Source organism: Mesorhizobium sp. WSM4815, assembly GCF_055811575.1.
On sequence record NZ_JBVVQS010000079.1, the window covers coordinates 1 to 19910 of the forward strand.

Here is a 19910-nt window from a genome sequence, read left to right on the forward strand (position 1 = left end):
GAATAGGGGAATAGGGGAATAGGGGAGGAAGAAAGTGTCAGTAGGATTGCGCAGGCGCGCCGCTTCCTTTTCGTTTTCCTACTCCCCTACTCCCCTACTCCCCTACGTCCGCGGCCGCTGCCAGCCGATATCGAGCAGACCCAACCGGCCGAGTTCCCGATCCATCGCGCGCGCGACATCCTTGCGTTCGGCGCCGATGTCGCGCAATTGCCGGTCCGAAAGGTCGTCGACGTTCTCGGGCGGGAGGTTGACCGCCATTTTTGCATGGCGGAACCAATCAGACACCGCGCGCAGCCAGGCCGGGCGGATGGTTACAGGACTCAAGACGATGTGAGACATGGTGCAATCCGGCTCTCCGGACATCAAGTCCGGTTTGATGTTTGTTCGATGGTCACATCATGACGGATTGAAATTAAAACGAGAAACGAGTAGTTTTCTCTGCATCTTCAAGTTTTGTTTGAGGATTGAAAATGCTCGACCGGCCTCTCCTCGTCCTATTCTGATGGCGCGCCTGCTGCCAGGAACCCGTGCACTGAGGACGCTGGAAGCAGCCGCCCGGCACCTCAATTTCACCCGCGCCGCGGACGAACTTGGCCTGACCCCGGCCGCTGTCAGCCACCAGATCAAGGAAATCGAGGATCAGCTCGGCATCGTGCTGTTCACGCGCACCAGCCGCACCATCCGGCTGACCGAGGCGGGCGCGGTGCTGTTCGAGGCCTCGACCGACGCGCTCGACCTGCTTGGCCGCGCCGTCTCACGGGCGCACAAGCTGGCGCGTGGAACGGCGTTGCTGAAAGTGACACTCGACGCCCAGTTTGCGACAAAATGGCTGATGCGACGCGTCGATGATTTTCGCAAGCAGCGACCGGGCATCGAGCTCCGCTTCGACATTGCCTCTGAATTGCGCGATTTCGACCTGGACGACGTCGATGTCGGCATCCGTTTCGGCGCGGGAAAATATTCCGGCCTTTGCACCCACCGGCTGTTCGACAACATCATCATCCCTGTGTGCAGCCCCAGCCTGCTGGCCTCCGGCCCGCCGCTGCGCGAGCCACGCGATCTCTTCCATCACACGCTCGCCCATATCGAGTGGGCGCGACAGGGCGTGACCTGGCCAAACTGGCGGATGTGGATGGCGGCGGCCGGCGTCGACGATTTCGACGACAGCCGGACGATCGTGTTCGGCACCTCGACCGACGCCGTTCAGGCCGCGCTCGACGGCAATGCCGTTGCGCTCGCCGATTTTGCCATGGTGGCGAATGACCTTTCCGAGGGCCGGCTGATCCGGCCCTTCGAACTTGGCATCAAGGTTCCGCCCGACTTCGCCTACTTCCTGGTCTATCCCGTCGCATCCGCCAACGACCCCAGGATCGTGGCGTTCAGGGATTGGCTCCTCAACGAAGTTCACAACGCGCAGTCGGAGCCGACGCTTGGATGAGCTTCAGGTCGCCCTGAGTGATCAGCCGGCAGTCGTCGACCTATTTTCATGGCGGCAGCGTCAGCCCGCGACATCCGCCGCGCCGAACCAACCGATCACCGCGCCGATGATAAGCAGCACGCCGAGCCAGTGGCCGCAGTCGATGATGGTCAGGTCCCAGCCGAACCCTTGGTAACGATGATTGACGGATAGCGTCGTGGCGACGAATCCGAACCAGAGAACGAAGACGAAGACGAGCCCGGCAACGAGGCTCGGTTCGCCACCGGTCATCGCTCCGACGATCATAGACATGACGAGCGCCATGACAATTTCCGCGACGAAGCTGATTACGAAGGGCAGCGGCGATTTACTCATGGTCGCCGGATCATGCCTGGTGGCCTTTAGCCACGGCTTGCTCAGGCCCATGTACCAGGCAGCGCCGAACAACCACGCCACCACCGCGGCGACGATCACCGCCAGCCAGTTCACTGCTGAAAAATCCATGATTTCCTCCCCGGAAGCATGTCGCTCAAAAGCATGCCCCCAGGCCCGAGCCGGGGGTGCCCAGCGGTTTTGGGACAACGGCATGCGTATTCTCAAAATCGAAGCGTGATGGAACGCCTGTTCGGCGATGCCGTCAAGAAAACCGCCAGACGGTGGTGCGTTTGACCAGCGCGTCTTCCAGCGCCCGGGTTACCGCCACCTCGTAGACGGCGAGCGGCTCCAGTCCAGCTTTCGGCAGATAGGAGCGGCCGGGATCGCCAACGAGGATGTCGGCGCCACGCGCCCTGAGCGTCGCGAACCATGGCTTCAGCCGGTCGGCGAAGGATTTGTCGTAGAAGACGTCACCGGCCAGGACCACATCCCAGCCCGCATCGGTTCCGATGCAGTCGGTGCCAAGAAACATTATCCCGACGCCATTGGCCTCGGCGTTGAGGCGGATCGCGGTCGCGCAGAACGGGTCGATGTCGGCGGCGATCACCTCTGCCGCGCCGGCCTTCACTGCCGCAATGGCGACAAGGCCGGAACCGGAGGCAAAGTCGAGCACGCGCTTGCCCTGCACATCAGACGGATTGTCGAGGATGTAGCGGGCAAGGCCCTGGCCGCCGGCCCAGGCGAAGGCCCAGAAAGGCGGCGGCAGACCGATTTCGGCCAGTTCGTCCTCTGTCCGCTGCCACAGACCATGCGCCTCGTCGGCCAGATGCAGCAGCATCTCCGGCACATGCGGCGGTGCCATCAGCGCCGTGTTGTCGAGGATGAAGTTTCTCGCGCTGTTTGGCGTCAGCGCCGTCACGGCGCCGGCGTCAGGTCGCCCATGCGGCAGACCTCTTTCCATTCGGCCGGGGTCACCGGCTGCACGGAAAGCCGTCCGAGTCGGACCAGCGCCATCTCGGCAAGCTTGGGGTTGGCCTTGACCTGCTCCAGCGTCACCGGCTTCGGCACATCCTTAACGGCGCGGATATCGACACATTCCCAGCGCGGATCGTCAGTAGTGGTGTCCTGATGGGCCAGCGCGCAGACCTCGACGATGCCGACCACGTCGAGCCCGTCGTTGGAATGGTAGAAGAAGCCGAGATCGCCGATCTGCATCGCCTTCATGTTGTTGCGCGCCGCATAGTTGCGCACGCCGTCCCATTGCGTGCCGGCCTTGCCCTTCGCCTTGAGGTCCTCGAAGGAGAAGACCGAGGGTTCGGATTTGAACAGCCAGTAGTTCATTTTTTTGCTCCTCCGCGGCTGGAGATCAGCTACAGCGCCGCGCGTCTTTCAGACGCGCAAAGGACGCTGTAGCACTTTGATTTTGCGCATGATCCTTTCCGAAAATCGATTCCGATTTTCGGAGTCATGCACTCACTGGCTTGTTGAAGGTCCAATTCCATTGCCGGATTTCGACGCTTTCGAACAGCCCTGCCCTGGCAAAGGGGTCTGCCGCCGATAGCGCTTCTGCCGCCTCCAGATCGGGCGCCTCAACCACGACGAGGCTGCCGTTCGGCTTGCCGTCGGCGTCGAGGAACGGACCGGCGAAGGCCAGCTTGTTCTCGCCGTTCAGTCCCTCCAAAAAGGCAACATGCTCGGGCCGCGTATCGAGCCGCACCTGCAGGCTTCCAGGTTTGTCCTTGCAAATCAGCGCAAACAGCATCTTTCCATCTCCGGATTGTTCAACATTACACGTCGGCTTCGGTCTTCAACGGCCTTGTCATCAGCGCCGACACAGCCTGGCGGATGGTGATCGTGCCGTCCAGTATGGCGGCGACGGCGGTGATGATCGGCGCGTCGATGTTGCGCTCGGTGGCGATGCGGGCGGCGATCGCCGCCGTCGGCACCCCTTCGGCCAGTGGCAGCCCGGCAAGCGGCTTGCCTTGCCCCAGCGCCAGCCCGTAGGCGAAATTGCGCGACTGGGCGGACGAGCAGGTGAGCAACAGGTCGCCGAGACCGGAAAGTCCCATCAGCGTTTCCGGCCTGGCGCCGAAAGCGGCGCCGATGCGGCGTAATTCGACAAAGCCGCGTGTCACCATGGCGGCCTGGGCGCTGGCGCCGAGTTCGGCGCCGGTGACCGCACCGGCGGCAATGGCGAAGACGTTCTTCAGCGCGCCGCCGATCTCGACGCCGATGAGGTCGTCGCTCGAATAGCAGCGCAGATTCTGCGCCGAAAAGCGCGCGGCCAGGTCGGCCGCCAGACCCTCATTGCCGGCGGCGACCACCACGGCCGTCGGTAGCCCCCTGGCGACGTCAGTGGCGAAGCTCGGCCCGGACAGGGCGGCGACCGGATTTTCAGGCAGGATCTCTCCAGCGATCGCCGACAGCAATGCGCCGGTGTCGCGCTCGATGCCCTTGGCGCAGAGGACCAGCGGGACGTCTTTCGGCATATGGGCTTTCGCGGTGGCGAGCATGGCACGCAGCGACTGCGCCGGCGCCACCGCCAGCACGCAGTCGGCGCCATCGAGCGCAGCCTCGATATCACTCGTTGCCACGATGCCGGCCTGGAGCGCGATGCCAGGCAGATAGCGCGGATTTTCGCCACGGTCGATCGCGGCGACGGTCTCCAAGTCGCGCGCATAGAGGCGGACGAAATGGCCGGCGCGCAACATGGCCAGCGCCAGCGCCGTGCCCCAGGCACCGCCGCCGAGCACGGCAACGCGCCAGCCGCTTGGTACCTTGTGCCCGCTGCCGCTCATGCCTTGGCTCCGCGCCGGCCCGAGCCGACCATCGGAGCCGAGATGTTGTCCAGCGGCCAGCGCGAACGCGGCACGAAATCAGCGGTGTTTTCACCCGATATGCCGGCGCGCAGCCGCTCGATGCCGGCCCAGGCGATCATCGCCGCATTGTCGGTGCAGAGCTTGAGCGGCGGCGCGACGAAGGCAAAGCCGGCCTTCTCGCACAGGGCTTCGAGTGTGGTCTTGATCGTCCGGTTGGCGGCGACACCGCCTGCAACGACGAGCGCAGGCTTCAGCTCGCTCGGAAACTCCTGGCGGAAACGGTTCAGCGCCCTCGAAACACGGTCATCCAGCGCATCCGCAACCGCCGCCTGGAACGAGGCGCAGATGTCGGCGACGTCCTGGTCGCTCAAAGGGGCAATGGCCGTCGCTGCCTGGCGCACGGCGGTCTTCAGCCCGGAAAAGGAAAAATCGGGCTGCGCCGAGCCCTTCATCGGTCGCGGGAAGGCGAAGCGCGCGGCGTCGCCGGTCGCCGCCGCCTTCTCGACATTCGGCCCGCCTGGATAGGGCAGGCCGAGCATCTTGGCCGTCTTGTCAAAAGCTTCGCCGAGCGCATCGTCGATGGTCGTCGCCCAGCGCTGGTAGTCGCCAACGCCGCGCACCGCAACGATCTGCGTGTGGCCGCCGGACACCAGCAGCAACAGATAGGGAAAGCCGAGCCCGTCGGTCAGCCGCGCGGTCAGCGCATGGCCTTCGAGGTGGTTGATGGCAATCAGCGGCTTGTTCGCCGCGGCTGCGATCGCCTTGGCCGTCATCAGCCCGACGATCAGCCCGCCGACGAGGCCGGGGCCGGCGGTCGCAGCGATCGCGTCGATATCGGCGAGATCGACGCCCGAATCGGCAAGCGCGGCCTCGATGATGCCGTCCAGCGCCTCGACATGGGCGCGCGCGGCGATTTCCGGGACGACGCCGCCGAAGGCGGCATGCTCTTCGATCTGGCTGAGCACGATATCAGACAGGATTTTCGGCGCGCCGCCGCGGTCCAGCGCTACGACGCTGGCGGCGGTCTCGTCACAACTCGTCTCAATGCCCAGAACGCGGATCAATCCGTTGCCATCCCTGGAGATTGTGCAACCAGGCTTTCCCCGTTAGGAGAAAGCCCAAGGTCTGTTGATATTCAGGTGATACCGGCCTGCAAATGGCGGGTTCCTGCGCTTCCGGTGCTCACGTACTCAAAGTACGCTCCGCTCCGGTTCTCGGAAACCACCATTTTCGGCTCGGCCTGACCTGAATCTCAACAGACCTCTATCTGCCGGTTATCACGGACAGCGCGCCATGCAAACAACCTTGAAAATCGGAACACGCGGCAGCCCGCTGGCGCTGGCACAGGCGCATGAAACGCAGGCGCGGCTGATGGCCGCTCACGGCATGCCGGTTGAGGCATTCGAGGTGGTCGTCATCTCGACCAGCGGCGATCGCATCCAGGACCGGCCGCTGTCGGAAGCCGGCGGCAAGGGGCTGTTCACCAAGGAAATCGAGGAGGCGCTGCTGGCGCGCCGCATCGACATCGCCGTGCATTCGTCGAAGGACATGCCGACGGTGTTGCCCGACGGGCTGGAACTGTCTGCCTTCCTGCCGCGCGAGGATGCCCGCGACGCCTTCGTCGGCAAGGCGGCCAAAACGATCGCCGGATTGCCGCACGGCGCGAAGGTCGGTTCGTCGTCGCTCCGACGCCAGGCGCTGATCCGGCGGATGCGGCCGGATCTCGACGTGGTGATGTTCCGCGGCAATGTGCAGACGCGGCTGGGCAAGCTCGACGAGGGCGTCGCCGACGGCACCATCCTTGCCTATGCCGGGCTGAAGCGGCTCGGACTCGAAGATGTCATCACCGACCTGATGCCGCTCGACAGCTTTCCGCCGGCGCCGGGGCAAGGCGCGATCTGCATCGAAAGCCGCATCGGCGATCTCGATGTGGAAAGAATGCTGACGGCAGTCCATGACGTGCCGACCGGGCAGGCGCTGGCCTGCGAACGGGCTTTCCTGGCGGCGCTCGACGGTTCCTGCCGCACGCCGATTGCCGGCCATGCGACGATATCGGCCGAAACGGTGTTCTTCGGCGGGCTGATCATCTCGCCGGACGGCGCGCAATCGCATGAGGTCAAGGCGGAAGGCCCGGCGCAGGATGCCGCGCGCATCGGCGACGAAGCTGCCAGGACCGTGCGGGCCAAGGCCGGCGAAAAATTCTTCGACGGCTGGGCCTGACATGCGTCGCGTCCTGGTGACCAGGCCGGAGCCGGGCGCCTCGCGCACGGCACAGCGGCTCGAGGAACTGGGTTTCAAGCCGATCCTGCTGCCGTTGACCGAAACGGTGGCGCTGCCGGTTGATCCGGACAGGGTCGCAGCCAATGCCGCGGCCGTTGCCGTCACCAGCGCCAATGCCGTGCGCCATGCGCCGAAAGAAATCAGCGCGGCGCTCGCCGGTTTGCCTTGCCATGCCGTCGGCAGACGGACAGCGCAGGCCGCCCGTGCGGCCGGGTTTCTGTGGGTCAGCGAAGGGCCGGGCGATGCCGAGGCGCTGGCGGATGCGCTTGCCGGCGATTACGCTGGACAAACCATCGTCTATCTGTGCGGGCGGGTGCGTTATTCGGGTTTCGAGCAGCGGCTGCGCCCGGCAGGCGTTCAGGTTCGCGCCGTCGAGACCTATGACACTGTCGCGCTGGATTATTCCGATGAGGCCGTTCTTGCGCGCTTGTCCGGCCTGCCGGTCGAGGCGGTGCTGCTCTATTCGGCCAAGGCCGCCACAGCGCTGCAGGCACTGGCTGGGCGGCCGGCGCTGCGTGAGCTGTTTAAAAAGACATGTTTTTTTGCGCTGTCCGGACGTATCGCCGCAGCCTTGGAGACTGTTGCCTCAGAACAGCTCCGCGTTGCGCCGGAGCCCAGCGAGGAGGCGCTGCTGGAGCTTTTGCGGACGTCGCCTTGACCCCGTGTCATCACGCCGCCCCTTTTCACCGCTTGGTGATGTGCTAGACCCTTTCTGAACCATCCCGAAGCGAAACTTGCGGAGCCCAAGCATGGTCAAGACGCCGAAGATGCGGCATTCGAAAAGCCGTCGCGAGCCGGTGACCATCGAGCTCGAGCCCGGCGCTGTCTCGCGCGTTGCCGACGAGGATGCCGCCAACGGGCGGACCGACGAGGCGAAGGCGGAGGAGGCGGCAAGCGCGTCGCAGCCGGAAGCGCCTGAAGAACCCGTCCATGCCGACCAGACCGACATCGAGCCGTGGGAACATGCCGAAGCGGCCCCGCCGCCCGGCTCGGAACAGCCGGCAGAGGGCGGCGCCAAAGCTCCTGAAGGGCCCAAACCGACTTATCCGGCCGGCTCGGAGGCATCGGCGAAGCGGGCCTTCGACTACAGTTTCGACGACGCATCGGCCAAGGACGCTTCGGCCAAGGCGGGCGCCGCAGACGCGGCGAAGGAAACCCAGGCAGGGACTGAAGATATGGCAGCGCAGCCGAAGCGTGGCGGCATCAACGGCATCGCCGCCGGCATTATCGGCGGCGTCATCGCGCTGGCTGCCGCCGGAGGGCTGCAGTATGCCGGCCTGCTCGGCGCGCCAGGGGCTGGCGATTTGTCCTCGGGCGGCGTGTCGCTCGATGGCGTCAATAGCGAAATCGCTGCGCTGAAGAGCGAGATTGCCGGACTCAAGGAAACAGCCGGCAACAATGACGCCACGGCCAAGGTGGACGGGCTGTCGTCAGCGCTGGATCAGGTCAAGACGGATGTCGCGGCGCTGAAATCGGCCATCGAGCAGGGCGGAGCAGGCGACACAGCCGGGCTTGCAGCCCTCGGCGACAAGGTCAGGCAGATCGAGACGGCGGTTGCGGCGCTTGGCCAGACCGGCAACACGGCGCCGGTCGATCTCGGACCGCTCAACGAAAAGCTGGCCGGGCTCGACGCGGCGGTGAAATCCGCCGGCGAGACGGCGAAGGCACAGGACGGCCGGCTTGCGGCGCTGGAACAGTCGGTGTCGCAGCTTTCCGACAAGGTCGAGGCACAGGCCGGGCAGCCCAAGGTTGCGCTCGCCATCGCCGCATCGGCGCTGAAGGCAGCACTCGACCGTGGTGCGCCATTCGCCGCCGAACTCGAAACCTTTACGGCGATTTCGCCGGATGCTCCAGAGATCGCAGCCTTGCGTGCCTACGCCGAAAAGGGCGTTCCGACCCGGTCGGAGATCGCAACCGAAATGCCTGCCGCCGCCAATGCCATGGTCGCTGCCTCCGAGCCCGTCGACCAGAATGCCGGCTTCCTGCAAAGCCTGCTGTCGAGCGCGCAATCGCTGGTCAAGGTCAGGCCGATTGGTGCCGTCGAAGGCGCTGGCGCACCGGAAGCCGTCGCCCGCATGGAGGTAGCGGTCAATCAGGGCGATTACGCCAAGGCGCTAAGCGAATACGATATGCTGCCCGAGGCTGTGAAGGCTGCCGGCGCCGAATTTGCCGGCAAACTGAAGGCGCGAATCGAGGTCGAGAAGCAGGTCGACGCGCTGATCGCCAGTGCGATGAAGGCGTGAGGACAACCCGATGATTCGCATTCTGCTTTTCCTCGTCGTGGTTTTCGCGCTCGGGCTGGGTTTCGCCTGGCTGGCCGACCGGCCGGGCGAGATGGTCGTCACCTTCAGCGGCTACCAATACCAGGTCAGCCTGATGGTGGCTGCGGTGGCGGTCGTTGCCGTGGTTGCCGCGGTGATGATCGCCTGGTGGCTGCTCAAGGCGCTGTGGAACAGCCCCTACACCATCTCGCGCTATTTCCGCGTGCGCCGTCGCGATCGTGGCTATCAGGCGCTGTCGACCGGCATGATTGCCGCCGGCGCCGGTGACGGAGCGCTCGCCCGCAAGAAGACCAAGGAAGCGGCAAAGCTGATCCGCTCCGACCAGGAGCCGCTGATCCAATTGCTGGAGGCGCAAGCCTCGCTGCTCGAAGGCGACCATGAGGGTGCCCGCGAAAAATTCGAGGCCATGCTCGACGATCCCGAAATGCGGCTGCTCGGCCTGCGCGGGCTCTATCTCGAGGCCGAACGCCTCGGCGACCGCAACGCGGCGCGGCACTACGCCGGCCGCGCCGCGGCGATGGCGCCGCAGCTGGCCTGGGCCGCCGAATCGACGCTGGAAGACCTGACCGGGCGCGGCGACTGGGACGGCGCGCTGAAACTGGTCGAGGCGCAGAAATCGACGCGGCAGATCGAGCGCGATGCGGCCAACCGGCGTCGCGCCGTGCTGCTCACCGCCAAGGCGCAGGCGCTGATCGACAGCGATCCCAATGCCGCCAAAACCGCTGCTCTGGAGGCCAACCGGCTGCGGCCGGATTTCGCGCCGGCGGCGGGGATCGCAGCCAAACTGCTGTTCAGACAGAATGATGTGCGCAAGGGCGCGAAGATCCTCGAAACGGCGTGGAAAGCCGAGCCGCATCCAGAGATCGCCGAGCTTTACACCCACGCCCGGCCAGGCGATGCCGTACTCGACCGGCTGAACCGGGCGAAGAAGCTGCAGGAGATGAAGAAGAACCACGCCGAATCGTCGCTGGCGGTGGCGCGCGCCGCGCTCGACGCGCAGGACTTTTCAACCGCCCGCAAAGAGGCCGAGGCGGCTATCCGCATGGATCGCCGCGAAGGCGCCTATCTGCTTCTGGCCGACATCGAGGAGGCCGAGACCGGCGATCAGGGCAGGGTGCGGCAGCTTTTGTCCAAGGCAGTGCGTGCACCGCGCGATCCGGCCTGGGTCGCCGACGGCGTCGTTTCCGAACGCTGGGCGCCGGTGTCGCCGATCACCGGCAAGCTCGACGCCTTCGAGTGGCGTGCGCCGATGGAGCGGCTCGGCCAGCTCATCGACAGTGACGAGGATGCGCCGGACGCCGCGGTGCCGACAATTGCAGCGCCAACGAAGCCGGAAAAGGAAAATGTGATCGAGCTGAACCCCGCTGGTTCAGCCGAAAGGCCGACCACCGCGGCGGCATCGGAAACTGGCGAAGACGATGTTGCGCCGGTCACCGCCACGGCGTCTGCCGCGGTGCCGCCGGATGGCGACGCTGCCGAACCGGCGGAGGAAATGGCCCGGCTGCCCGACGATCCCGGCGTCGATCCGGACGACGAAGAGCAAAAATCACCACGCAGGTTTCGATTGTTTTGATTTGGCTGAGCTTGAAAAGTTTGGCTGAGCTTGAAAGTTTTGGCGGATGGGAAGCAGGAATCACATGTTCGAACGCGTTCTGTCGTTTCTGAAGGACCTGCCGGGAGACGGCCGCGCCCGCAACAACGCCGATGATCCGCGCGTTGCCGCATCCGCCCTTCTCTACCATGTGATGAGTGCCGACGGCGTGCGTCAGGATGCCGAATGGGAGCGGTTCAAGGCGGTGCTGGCGGAAAGCTATTCGATCAGCGGCGACGAGCTCGACGCGCTTGCCGCTGCCGGCGAGCGGGCCGACAATGAGGCGATCGACCTCTACGCCTTCACCAGCGTTTTGAAGCGTCAGCTCGATCCGGACGCGCGAAAAGCCTTCATCGGCCTGATGTGGGAAATCGTCTATGCCGATGGCGAATTGCACGAGCTCGAGGACAATATCGTCTGGCGCGTCGCCGAGCTGATGGATGTCGAACGCCACGACCGCGTCGAGGCACGCCGCAAGGCGGCCGCCGAAGTGCCGGGCGCGGCTGGAATATCGAGCGACGAATAGACGGGATTCCGCATGCCATCCACGCCGAGGCCGAGACCAAAAATCCTGATCGTGCTGCATCAGGAGAGTTCGAGCCCCGGGCGCGTCGGCCACATGCTTATCGAAGAAGGCTTCGACCTCGATCTCCGCTGCCCGCCGCTCGGCGACGCCTTGCCGGAAACACTGGACGGTCATGCCGGAACCGTGGTGTTCGGCGGACCGATGAGCGCCAATGACGAGGACGACTTCGTCCGCCGTGAGACCGACTGGCTGAAAATTCCGCTCAGGGAGAACCGGCCGTTGCTCGGCGTCTGCCTCGGCGCGCAGATGCTGGTCAACCATCTTGGCGGCAAGGTCGAGGGTCATGGCGAGGGGCTGGTCGAGATCGGCTGGTATCCGCTGACAGCGACCGAGGACGGCAAGAAGCTGATGCGCTGGCCTGAGATGGTATATCAGTTTCACCGCGAGGGCTTTTCGCTGCCGAAGGACGCGACGCTGCTGGCGACGGCCGAAACCTATCCAAACCAGGCCTTTCGTTATGGCGACAATGCTTGGGGCATCCAGTTCCATGGCGAATTGACAAGGGCGATGATGCAGCGCTGGGTCGTTCGCGGCGCGCATCGCTTCGAGTTGCCCGGCGCGCAGCCCGGTCGCGATCATCTCGGCGGCCGGCTGATCTGGGACATGCATCTCAAGCGCTGGCTCGGCGAATTCCTGCAGACGATCTTCGGCAAGCCGGCGCTGTCCTGATCTGATCTAGTTTTGCCCGGATCAGTGCGGCCTGGGATCAGTTTCGCCCGTTGAGGTGGCGCACCTTGCGCAGCTGCGGGAACAGCACCGCCCACAGCCCGGCGACAACGACTGCGCCGACGCCGCCGATCACCACCGCGGGCACGGTGCCGATCAATGCCGCCATGGTGCCGGCGCGGAATTCGCCGAGCTCGTTGGAGGCGCCGACGAAAACCTGATTGACGGCGTTGACGCGGCCGCGAACCTTGTCCGGCGTCCACAGCTGGATCAGCGTCTCTCTGATGTAGACGCTGAACATGTCGGCGGCGCCGAGCAAGGCGAGCGCTGCGATCGACAGCCAGGTGATGGTGGAAAGGCCGAACAGCACCGTGAAGGCGCCGAACAGCGCGACGAAGCCGAGCATGACCACGCCGGCATGGTTGCGGATCGGATGTCCGGCCAGCCAGATGGCAACGCAGATGGCGCCGATGCCCGGCGCCGAACGCAACAGTCCCAGGCCCCAAGGGCCGAGTTCGAGGATGTCGCGCGCATAGACCGGCAGCAGCGCCGTGGCGCCGGACAAAAGCACGGCGAACAAATCGAGCGAAATGGCGCCGAGCACGATCTTCTCGCTCCAGATATAGCCGAAGCCGGCAAACAGGGTCTGCATCGTCGGCCTGTCGGTCTCGCTGCGCTGGGCAGGCTTTGGGATGGTGAAGACCAGCACCGCGGCGACAAACATCAGAACGGCAGCGGTGCCGTATGCCGCTTGCGCCGAGAGCCCGTAGAGCAGGCCGCCGGCGACCGGTCCGACGATGGTCGCCGTCTGCCAGGCGGACGAATTCCAGGCGATCGCGTTGCCGAAATCCTCCGGCGGCACGAGGTTGGCGAACAGCGACGCTGCTGCCGGTCCGAAGAAGGCGCGCGCGATGCCGAAAATGGCGAGCACGCCGAAGATCAATCCCGGTCCGCTAAGGCCGCGCAGCGTCAGCAGCAGCAGGGCCAGCGCGCAGATCGCCTCCAGCAGCACCATCAGCGCCATGATCAGACGGCGGCCGAAACGGTCAGCGACCACCCCGGTGATCAGCACCAGCAGCAGCGAAGGCAGGAACTGGACAATGCCGACAAGGCCGAGATCGAACGGATCGCGGGTCAGGTCGTAGACCTGCCAGCCGACGGCGACGGATACGATCTGGGTGGCGAATGTGGCGAGGAAGCGTGCCGCCCAATAGCTCAGGAAGGGTTTGTGCCGGAAGGCGGCATAGCGCCGGTCGGGCGGTGCGTGAGGTTCGGGTGTCATGAATCAGGCCCCGTGGCAAGGAAGTCGGCCGGCGGGGCACTTCCACGAGGGCGCTGGTCCGACCGCAGCGCTTTTAACGCAGTTCGGTGCGAGGCGCGCGTAAAAATCGGCTCTGGATCAAGGATTTCCGGCTACCATGCTAATTGCACAGCGAGGCGGCGGCGGAGAGTTATTTTGGCGCGCAGGTCGAGTTCTCCCGCGCCGCCCCCTCTGTCCTGCCGGACATCTCCCCCTCAAGGGGGGAGATTGGACGCCGCGACAGCTTTCGCCAATCTCGAGCGTCAAAGGCGACTTCGAGCGCGTCAGACCGTGGCCTTCGGCTTCCTGGTCTTCTTGACCGGCGCCGGCGGGGCGGCCTTGCGGCCAAGGCCGATCGCCTTCGCCAACTGCGAGCGCGAGGCCGCATAGGTCGGGGCGACCATCGGATAGTCAGCCGGCAAGCCCCATTTGGCTCGGTAGGCATCCGGCGTCAGTCCGAAATGAACGCCGATATGGCGTTTCAGGGATTTGAACTTCTTGCCGTCTTCGAGGCAGATGATGTAATCCGGCGTCACCGATTTCTTGGGATTGACCGCCGGGATCAGCGGTGCTGCGACCGGAACGGCGGGCTGGCCGAGCCCACCTATCGACGCGCTGACGCTGGCGATGAGATCGCCGAGGCCGGAAGCGGGCAAGCGGTTCTTCTCGACGTAAGCGGACACGATGTGAGCGGTCAGCTCGAGAAGGTCGATGTCCTTGCGGGCTTTGTTGCGGTCGTCGGTCAATCTATTTTCTCCGTTAGTGGGGTCGCAGAATTCCTAGTCGGCAAATCTGCATAACGCAATGACGCCGCACCACGCTACACATTATTTTGAATAACAATACTAACGACCGGGCCAGATCAACAGATTTGGCCTCGAACCGCTATAATATCAGACAATCAGGGATTTGTCGCGCCACAGTCGAAATCCCCCTTCGAAGGCGCGTGTGTTGTCGCCACGCTCGCAACCGGCAGGCAATTCGTCGAGTTTGTCGACATTGCCGCCGCCGATGACCACATAGTCAGGCTGAAGGGCGGCGCGCAGCCGCTCGACGACGTCGAAAACGTGTTTGCGCCATTTCTTCTTGCCGCGCTTTTCAAGGCCGCGTTCGCCGACATAGTCCTCGAAGCTGCCGCCCTTCTTGTAGGGAAGATGCGCGAGCTCCATCGGCTGGGCGACGTTGTCGAGGACCATCGCAGCACCGAGGCCGGTTCCGAGACCCAGGAACAGCATGCGCCCGCCCTCATAGCTGCCGACGGCCTGCATCAGCGCGTCGTTGACCAGCTTCACCGGCTTGCCGAACTGCGTTGCGAAGTCAAATCCGACCCAGCCCTTGCCGAGATTGGCGGGGTCGGCCAGTGGCCTGTTGTGGTGCACCGGGCCAGGATAACCGATCGAGACGACGTCGTAGGGCAAGCCATCGGCGAGCGTCTGCACGGCGGCGATCATCTGCTGCGGCGTCAGGCCGGGTCCGGAATCGGCTCTGCGCTCCTCGCCGCCGGCGCTGGTGAGGATCTTGACATGGGAGCCGCCGATATCGATCGCAAGCACGATCCTCTCGCTGTCCGGTGCTTGCTTTTTCGCCGCCTTGGCCATTGCGTCGCCTCCGAGTTCATTTCGCCGGGTTGATCCAGCCGTTCGGCGGTCCAAACCCGGCCATCGCCTCGGCGGGACCCCATGTTCCCGGCTCATAGAGGTGTGGCGGCGTGGTATCGCCGAGCACCGGGCCGACGATCCGCCAAGCAAGCTCGCTGGCATCCTGGCGAGTGAACAACTGGCCGTTGCCGTTCATGGCGTCGCCGATCAGCCGCTCATAGGGCGGCATGTCGCCCTTGCTGTCGTCGAGCGCGGTGAGTTCGACCTGCTCGCCGATCATGTCGTCACCAGCGGCCTTGCGCTGGGCGCCGATCGAGATCGCCACCTGCGGGTCGATGCGGAAACGGACGTGATTCGCATCTCCGGGTTTGATCGGGTCGAAGACGTCGAGCGGTGGCCGCTTCAGCCGCACGATGACCTCGGTGGCGTGCACCGGCATGCATTTGCCGGCGCGGATGAAGAAGGGCACGTCGCGCCAGCGCCAGGTGTCGACGAAGAAACGCACCGCCGCGAAGGTCTCGACCGGCGAATTCGGTGCGACGCCCGGCTCGCTGAGATAGCCTTTGAACTGGCCGCGCACGACATCGTCACTGGTCAGCGTCCTGATCGCCCGCAACACCTGCACCTTCTCGTCGATCAGATCGTCGGCCGAGCGGCCAACGGGCGGCTCCATGGCCAGCAGCAGCAGGATGTTGAGCAGATGGTTCTCGATGACGTCGCGGATGCAGCCGACTTCGTCGTAGAAGCGGCCGCGGCCTTCGACGCCGAAATCCTCGGCCATGGTGATCTGCACGCTCTCGACGAAATTGCGGTTCCAGATCGGCTCGAGAAAGGAATTGGCGAAGCGGAAATAGAGCAGGTTCTGGATCGCCTCCTTGCCGAGATAATGGTCGATGCGAAAGATCGACTGCTCGTCGAACACCAGATGCAGGACCCGGTTCAGCCAGCGCGCCGATTGCAGATCGTGACCGAAAGGCTTTTCCACCATCAGGCGCGCGCCCTGGGCCGCGCCCGATTGTTCCAGCCCCTGGATGACCGTCTCGAACATGGTCGGCGGCACTGCCAGATAGTGCAGCGGGTGCTGTGCGGTTCCGAGCGCGCTTTTCAGCTTCTCGAATGTCGCGGCGCTGCGGTAGTCGCCGCTGACATAACGAAGCAGCGAGGCTAGTTTAGCGAAGATTTTTTCGTCGACCTTGCCGATGGCCTTGATGATGCCGTCGTGGGCGCGCGCCTGCAACTGCTTCTGGTCCCAGGCGTCGAAAGCGACGCCGATCACCGGTTCGGTGAGTGTTCCCTTGGCGACCATGGCGTAAAGTGCCGGGAAGATTTTCTTGTGGGCGAGGTCGCCGGTCGCCCCGAAAAGCACCAGCGTGTCGGACCGTTCCTGGTTCATGAGCGTGTCTTCCCCGTCACGAGCCGGTCTTCGGCTTTTCGACATGACCGCCAAAGGCATAGCGCATGGCGGACAGCAGCTTGTCGGCGAATTCGGATTCGCCTTGCGAGGAGAACCGGTCGAACAGGGCCGAGGACAGAACAGGCGCCGGCACGCCGGTGTCGATCGCCGCCTTCAGCGTCCAGCGGCCTTCGCCGGAATCCGAAACCCGTCCGCCGAACTGCGTCAGCCCCGAATCGGCCTTCAATACGCCCGCCGTGAGGTCGAGCAGCCAGGACCCGATGACGCTGCCATGCCGCCAGACCTCGGCAACCTGGGCGATATCGATGTCGAACTGGTAATATTGCGGATTTTCCAATGGGCTGGTTTCGGCGTCGGCGGTCCGCTGTCGCTTGCCGGCATTCGCAGACTTCAGGATGTTTATGCCCTCGGCATAGGCGGCCATGACGCCGTACTCGATGCCGTTATGGACCATCTTGACGAAATGGCCGGCGCCGCTCGGTCCGCAGTGGAGATAGCCGAACGGTGCGGTTCCGGCATCCTTGCCAGGGGCATGCATCCCGGCATCGGCGCCCGGCGCCAGGGTGGCGAAGACCGGGTCGAGATGCTGGACCGCGCTGTCGGGGCCGCCGATCATCAGGCAATAGCCGCGCTCGAGGCCCCAGACGCCGCCGCTGGTGCCGACATCGACATAGTTCAAGCCTTTCGATGCCAGCCGCGCGGCATGGTCGACAGCTTCGTGATAATAGGAATTGCCGCCGTCGACGATGATGTCGCCCGGCTCCATCAGGTCGGCCACCTGGTCGACGACCCGGCTGGTGATCGCCGCCGGCAGCATCAGCCAGGCGCTGCGCGGCTTGGTCAGCTTGCCGACGAACTCCTCCAGCGAAGCGGCTCCGATCGCGCCAGCCGTCACAAGGGCTTCAACGCTGGCCGGGTTGATGTCGTAGACCACGCATTCATGGCCATCGCGCAGCAGGCGCCGCACCATGTTGGCGCCCATCCTGCCCAGTCCCATCATTCCGATCTGCATGTTTTTCGTCCTGCTTCTTGAGGGATAGAAGATCTACTGGCTCTATCGTTGGAGCATGATCTTTCCGAAAACCGGTTTCCACTTTTCGCTAACGCGGACCTTCGGTTCGGGATCATGCTCTAGTCCGGCTTGTCGATACCGACGGAAAAGTCGACATTCTCCCAACGGCCGGCATCGGGCCAGAAAAAAGTAAAGACGATCATATTGCCCGGCGGGACATCGGCAACGGGCAGGTCCGTGAGATGGATGCCGAAGGCGTTCTCGATCGTCGCGGCGTCATGGATGGTTGCCCAATCGTCGTTGCTCCAATGGACCACCGCCCGGGCCAGCAGTTCGACGCGCAGCAGCTTGCCGGCGGGCATGGCGCGGAGCTTGTGATTGAAGCGCCATGTCCGGCGCGGCGCCACGGTCCTGTCCTCGATGTAGCGCTTCACGCCTTGCGGCGGCATGTCGAAGACGGCGCCGTCTTTGAGCGAGCGCAGCAGCTTGATATGCTCCGAATGCGCCCAGACCAGCGGCATGGCGCTGCCCGATGGTCCGCCGTGCCGCAGTTCGTGTTCGGCGATGTCGGGACCATCCCAGACCTGCTCGGGCAGCAGGCCGCCAGACCCGGCAGAATTCTCCAGGGTCTTTAACAGGCTCGCTGCCTTGTCCTTGCGTCCCGCCGCCAGTTCGTAATGGGCGCGCTCGCCGACCAGCAGCGGCCAGGGCCGGCCCGGGCCGGTCCCGTCGAAGGGCGCGCCGTCGGCGCGCTCGCCATAGCCGTCGCTGGTATAGCGATACCAGACGGGCCCCTGCGGCAGGTCGCAGCGCAGCCGCGCATCGATGACCTTGACCGTGTCGACGATGCGCGGGTCGTCGGCGGCCCTGAGGCCGAAGCGGACGAGCGCCAGCGCATCCGGGCTGACGATCGCCTCGGCCGGCCGGTCGCTATCGCCCGGCGGCCGGTTCTTGATCGGCACATAGCCGTCCTTCGGCGACGCCGCGCCGGCGGTGTCGGGCGGCGCGATGCGGACGTAATAGCCCTCGACGCCGACCTCTTCGCCGAGTGGAGTGCCGGTGACATAGGTCCAGCGCTCGATCTGGTCGTTCCAGACATCGGCGGTTTCCCGCAGATAATTTGCCGGCTCTGCTTTGCCGCAAGTTTCGAACAGGTCGGCCGCGGCCAGCAGGGCGGCGATCTCGACGGCCAGCGTGAACGGGCTGTAGCCGGCATCCTCCTCCCAGCGGTCTTCACCGGTGACCGGACCGTTGCGCACGACATAGGAAGCGGCGCGTTCGACCATCGGCATGAAGGAGCGCAACGCGGCGTCTGCCAGATGCCCAGCCCGGCGCAGCGCGTCTGCGAGCAGCAGCGGAAACGCGCATTCGTCCATCTGGATGCCCGGCCAATAGGCAGATCCGTCGAGCCAGGCGTTCTGCGGCCAATGCCCATCCGGCTGCTGGATCGAGCGGAGATAGGCGAGGATCTCAAGCGCTTGCGCCGGATCGCCGGCGGCGAGAAAGCCGCCCGCGGTTTCGACCAGGTCGCGCGGCCAGACCAGATGATAGCCGCCGATATCGTCGTCGCCCTCGCTGAAGCCCCACGGGATCGACAGGCTGGCGACGGCCGCGCCGGTGGATGAGCGATGCGTTGCCAGAACCGCCGTGCTGACACGATAGGTGTTGATCCCCGCTACCTGCCGGTCCAGCGGCAGCAAGCCAGCCTGCCATTTGCGCCATTTTTCGATAAAGGATTTGGCCGCGGGCGCAAAACCTCGCTTCAGGCTGGCCGAGGCATTTTCCGCCGCCTCTTGCGGCGTCGTTCCGAAACCCAGTGCCAGCAGCGCCTTCGGGTCCGCGGCCGAGAAGCGGATCTCGCCGGTCAGCGCGACATTGCCGTCCTCGGCCCTGCGGCAAGCCGGGTCGAGTCGTCCGTCACGACGGAGTTGCTGCCAGCCGTCGGAGACACCGACATAGCCGGCCGAGCATGCTCCCCAAGGCAGCGACGAGGCGAGCGCCAGGCAAACGCCACGTCCCGATGCAAACAGGACAGGCCTCCCCTCGTAGTCGCCGACCCAGGCGGTGTTGGCCATGCCGGCGTTGACCAGATGCGGCGCCAGCAACGCGTAGACGCGGTGATCGGCGTATGTGCCGCTCAGCGGCGTGAAGCTGATTTCCTGCAGCAAAACAGGATGTTCCGGATCCGTAACGATGCGCTTTTCGATCCGGTAGGTGGCGGCGGTGTTGACCAGCCTGTAGGCGGGCACCCCATCCTCGAACGGCTCGAGGCTGTGCACGGCATCGCGCTTTTCTTCCGAGAAATAGAAGCCGGGGCCGGTGACGACCAGTCCCATGTCTCGGGTGCAGGCGCTGTCGAGGCGGGGATAATAGACCTCGTTGAGGATGCCGTGGCTGATCGTGAACCAGACAGGGCAGGCCGGCGAAAGCGCGGTTCCGACGCCGTTCTTGGTGCTCGACGTCCAGCGCGCCGGAATTCCGGGTGCGCCCAGCGCATCAGTCGGCGTCGCTGCCATCTTGATTTTCGTCTCCTGCCCCATCCCTAGACCAGGAGCCGAAGCCTTTTCAAT

At 64.8% G+C, this 19910-nt stretch carries 20 protein-coding genes; 7 read left to right on the forward strand and 13 right to left on the reverse strand.

Translation table 11 applies throughout. The features are described from left to right. Nucleotides 1–102 precede the first annotated feature (102 nt). Entirely contained in the window at nucleotides 103–339 is a 237-nt protein-coding gene (locus AC0L2B_RS05495; RefSeq protein ID WP_236372866.1) for a hypothetical protein, read from the reverse strand. 163 nt (nucleotides 340–502) lie between these two features. Here AC0L2B_RS05495 and gcvA point away from each other — a divergent pair, with 163 nt between their 5' ends. Next, nucleotides 503–1438 (forward strand): transcriptional regulator GcvA, encoded by a 936-nt coding sequence (gcvA, locus tag AC0L2B_RS05500; protein ID WP_473744511.1) that lies wholly within the window; start codon nucleotides 503–505, stop codon nucleotides 1436–1438. 60 nt (nucleotides 1439–1498) lie between these two features. On the opposite strand, the gene AC0L2B_RS05505 is transcribed toward gcvA, so the two are convergent. The 6 genes from AC0L2B_RS05505 to tsaD all read right to left on the reverse strand — a co-directional run bounded on the left by AC0L2B_RS05505 (nucleotide 1499) and on the right by tsaD (nucleotide 5672). Then, nucleotides 1499–1921 carry a DUF1761 domain-containing protein gene (locus AC0L2B_RS05505; protein ID WP_473744512.1) on the reverse strand — a complete coding sequence of 141 codons (423 nt, stop codon included), beginning with the start codon at nucleotides 1919–1921 and terminating at the stop codon, nucleotides 1499–1501. Between the two features lie 133 nt (nucleotides 1922–2054). Continuing rightward, on the reverse strand, nucleotides 2055–2654 hold the full coding sequence (locus tag AC0L2B_RS05510) for a class I SAM-dependent methyltransferase (protein ID WP_473744580.1): 600 nt from the start codon (nucleotides 2652–2654) through the stop codon (nucleotides 2055–2057). Between the two features lie 53 nt (nucleotides 2655–2707). After that, nucleotides 2708–3133 carry an EVE domain-containing protein gene (locus tag AC0L2B_RS05515; RefSeq protein ID WP_027154811.1) on the reverse strand — a complete coding sequence of 142 codons (426 nt, stop codon included), beginning with the start codon at nucleotides 3131–3133 and terminating at the stop codon, nucleotides 2708–2710. Nucleotides 3134–3257: 124 nt separating this feature from the next. Next, nucleotides 3258–3554 (reverse strand): YciI-like protein, encoded by a 297-nt coding sequence (locus AC0L2B_RS05520; RefSeq protein ID WP_027154810.1) that lies wholly within the window; start codon nucleotides 3552–3554, stop codon nucleotides 3258–3260. 25 nt (nucleotides 3555–3579) lie between these two features. After that, on the reverse strand, nucleotides 3580–4590 hold the full coding sequence (locus AC0L2B_RS05525; protein ID WP_473744513.1) for an NAD(P)H-dependent glycerol-3-phosphate dehydrogenase: 1011 nt from the start codon (nucleotides 4588–4590) through the stop codon (nucleotides 3580–3582). Further along, a complete protein-coding gene (gene tsaD / locus AC0L2B_RS05530; protein ID WP_473744581.1) occupies nucleotides 4587–5672 on the reverse strand; it encodes a tRNA (adenosine(37)-N6)-threonylcarbamoyltransferase complex transferase subunit TsaD in 1086 nt (361 codons plus the stop codon). The genes AC0L2B_RS05525 and tsaD overlap by 4 nt, the downstream gene beginning before the upstream one ends. Nucleotides 5673–5904: 232 nt before the next feature. On the opposite strand from tsaD, the gene hemC reads away from it, so the two are divergent. From hemC to AC0L2B_RS05560, 6 genes are all read left to right on the forward strand, one after another. Next, nucleotides 5905–6831 (forward strand): hydroxymethylbilane synthase, encoded by a 927-nt coding sequence (gene hemC / locus AC0L2B_RS05535; protein ID WP_473744514.1) that lies wholly within the window; start codon nucleotides 5905–5907, stop codon nucleotides 6829–6831. A gap of 1 nt (nucleotide 6832) precedes the next feature. After that, nucleotides 6833–7549, forward strand: coding sequence for a uroporphyrinogen-III synthase (locus AC0L2B_RS05540; RefSeq protein ID WP_473744515.1), 717 nt, complete (start codon nucleotides 6833–6835; stop codon nucleotides 7547–7549). A 91-nt stretch (nucleotides 7550–7640) separates the two neighbouring features. Next, a complete protein-coding gene (locus tag AC0L2B_RS05545) occupies nucleotides 7641–9134 on the forward strand; it encodes a COG4223 family protein (RefSeq protein ID WP_473744516.1) in 1494 nt (497 codons plus the stop codon). 10 nt (nucleotides 9135–9144) lie between these two features. After that, entirely contained in the window at nucleotides 9145–10746 is a 1602-nt protein-coding gene (locus tag AC0L2B_RS05550) for a heme biosynthesis HemY N-terminal domain-containing protein (RefSeq protein ID WP_473744517.1), read from the forward strand. Nucleotides 10747–10810: 64 nt separating this feature from the next. Continuing rightward, nucleotides 10811–11290, forward strand: a complete 480-nt coding sequence (locus AC0L2B_RS05555) for a tellurite resistance TerB family protein (protein WP_473607520.1) — start codon at nucleotides 10811–10813, stop codon at nucleotides 11288–11290. A gap of 12 nt (nucleotides 11291–11302) precedes the next feature. Then, nucleotides 11303–12019 (forward strand): glutamine amidotransferase, encoded by a 717-nt coding sequence (locus AC0L2B_RS05560; protein WP_473744518.1) that lies wholly within the window; start codon nucleotides 11303–11305, stop codon nucleotides 12017–12019. A gap of 37 nt (nucleotides 12020–12056) precedes the next feature. Here AC0L2B_RS05560 and AC0L2B_RS05565 read toward each other — a convergent pair whose 3' ends face one another. The 6 genes from AC0L2B_RS05565 to AC0L2B_RS05590 form a co-directional block, all read right to left on the reverse strand. Then, a complete protein-coding gene (locus AC0L2B_RS05565; RefSeq protein WP_473744519.1) occupies nucleotides 12057–13298 on the reverse strand; it encodes an MFS transporter in 1242 nt (413 codons plus the stop codon). 302 nt (nucleotides 13299–13600) lie between these two features. After that, nucleotides 13601–14062 carry a Ros/MucR family transcriptional regulator gene (locus tag AC0L2B_RS05570; RefSeq protein WP_473744520.1) on the reverse strand — a complete coding sequence of 154 codons (462 nt, stop codon included), beginning with the start codon at nucleotides 14060–14062 and terminating at the stop codon, nucleotides 13601–13603. Between the two features lie 147 nt (nucleotides 14063–14209). Further along, complete coding sequence (locus AC0L2B_RS05575; protein WP_473744521.1) at nucleotides 14210–14914, reverse strand: ROK family protein; 705 nt, start codon at nucleotides 14912–14914, stop codon at nucleotides 14210–14212. A 16-nt stretch (nucleotides 14915–14930) separates the two neighbouring features. Continuing rightward, on the reverse strand, nucleotides 14931–16307 hold the full coding sequence (zwf, locus tag AC0L2B_RS05580; RefSeq protein WP_473744522.1) for a glucose-6-phosphate dehydrogenase: 1377 nt from the start codon (nucleotides 16305–16307) through the stop codon (nucleotides 14931–14933). Between the two features lie 16 nt (nucleotides 16308–16323). After that, nucleotides 16324–17340: a phosphogluconate dehydrogenase (NAD(+)-dependent, decarboxylating) gene (gene gnd / locus AC0L2B_RS05585; RefSeq protein ID WP_473744523.1), complete on the reverse strand. Its 1017-nt coding sequence runs from the start codon at nucleotides 17338–17340 to the stop codon at nucleotides 16324–16326. 119 nt (nucleotides 17341–17459) lie between these two features. After that, on the reverse strand, nucleotides 17460–19856 hold the full coding sequence (locus tag AC0L2B_RS05590) for a glucan 1,4-alpha-glucosidase (protein ID WP_473744524.1): 2397 nt from the start codon (nucleotides 19854–19856) through the stop codon (nucleotides 17460–17462). Nucleotides 19857–19910: the final 54 nt, after the last annotated feature.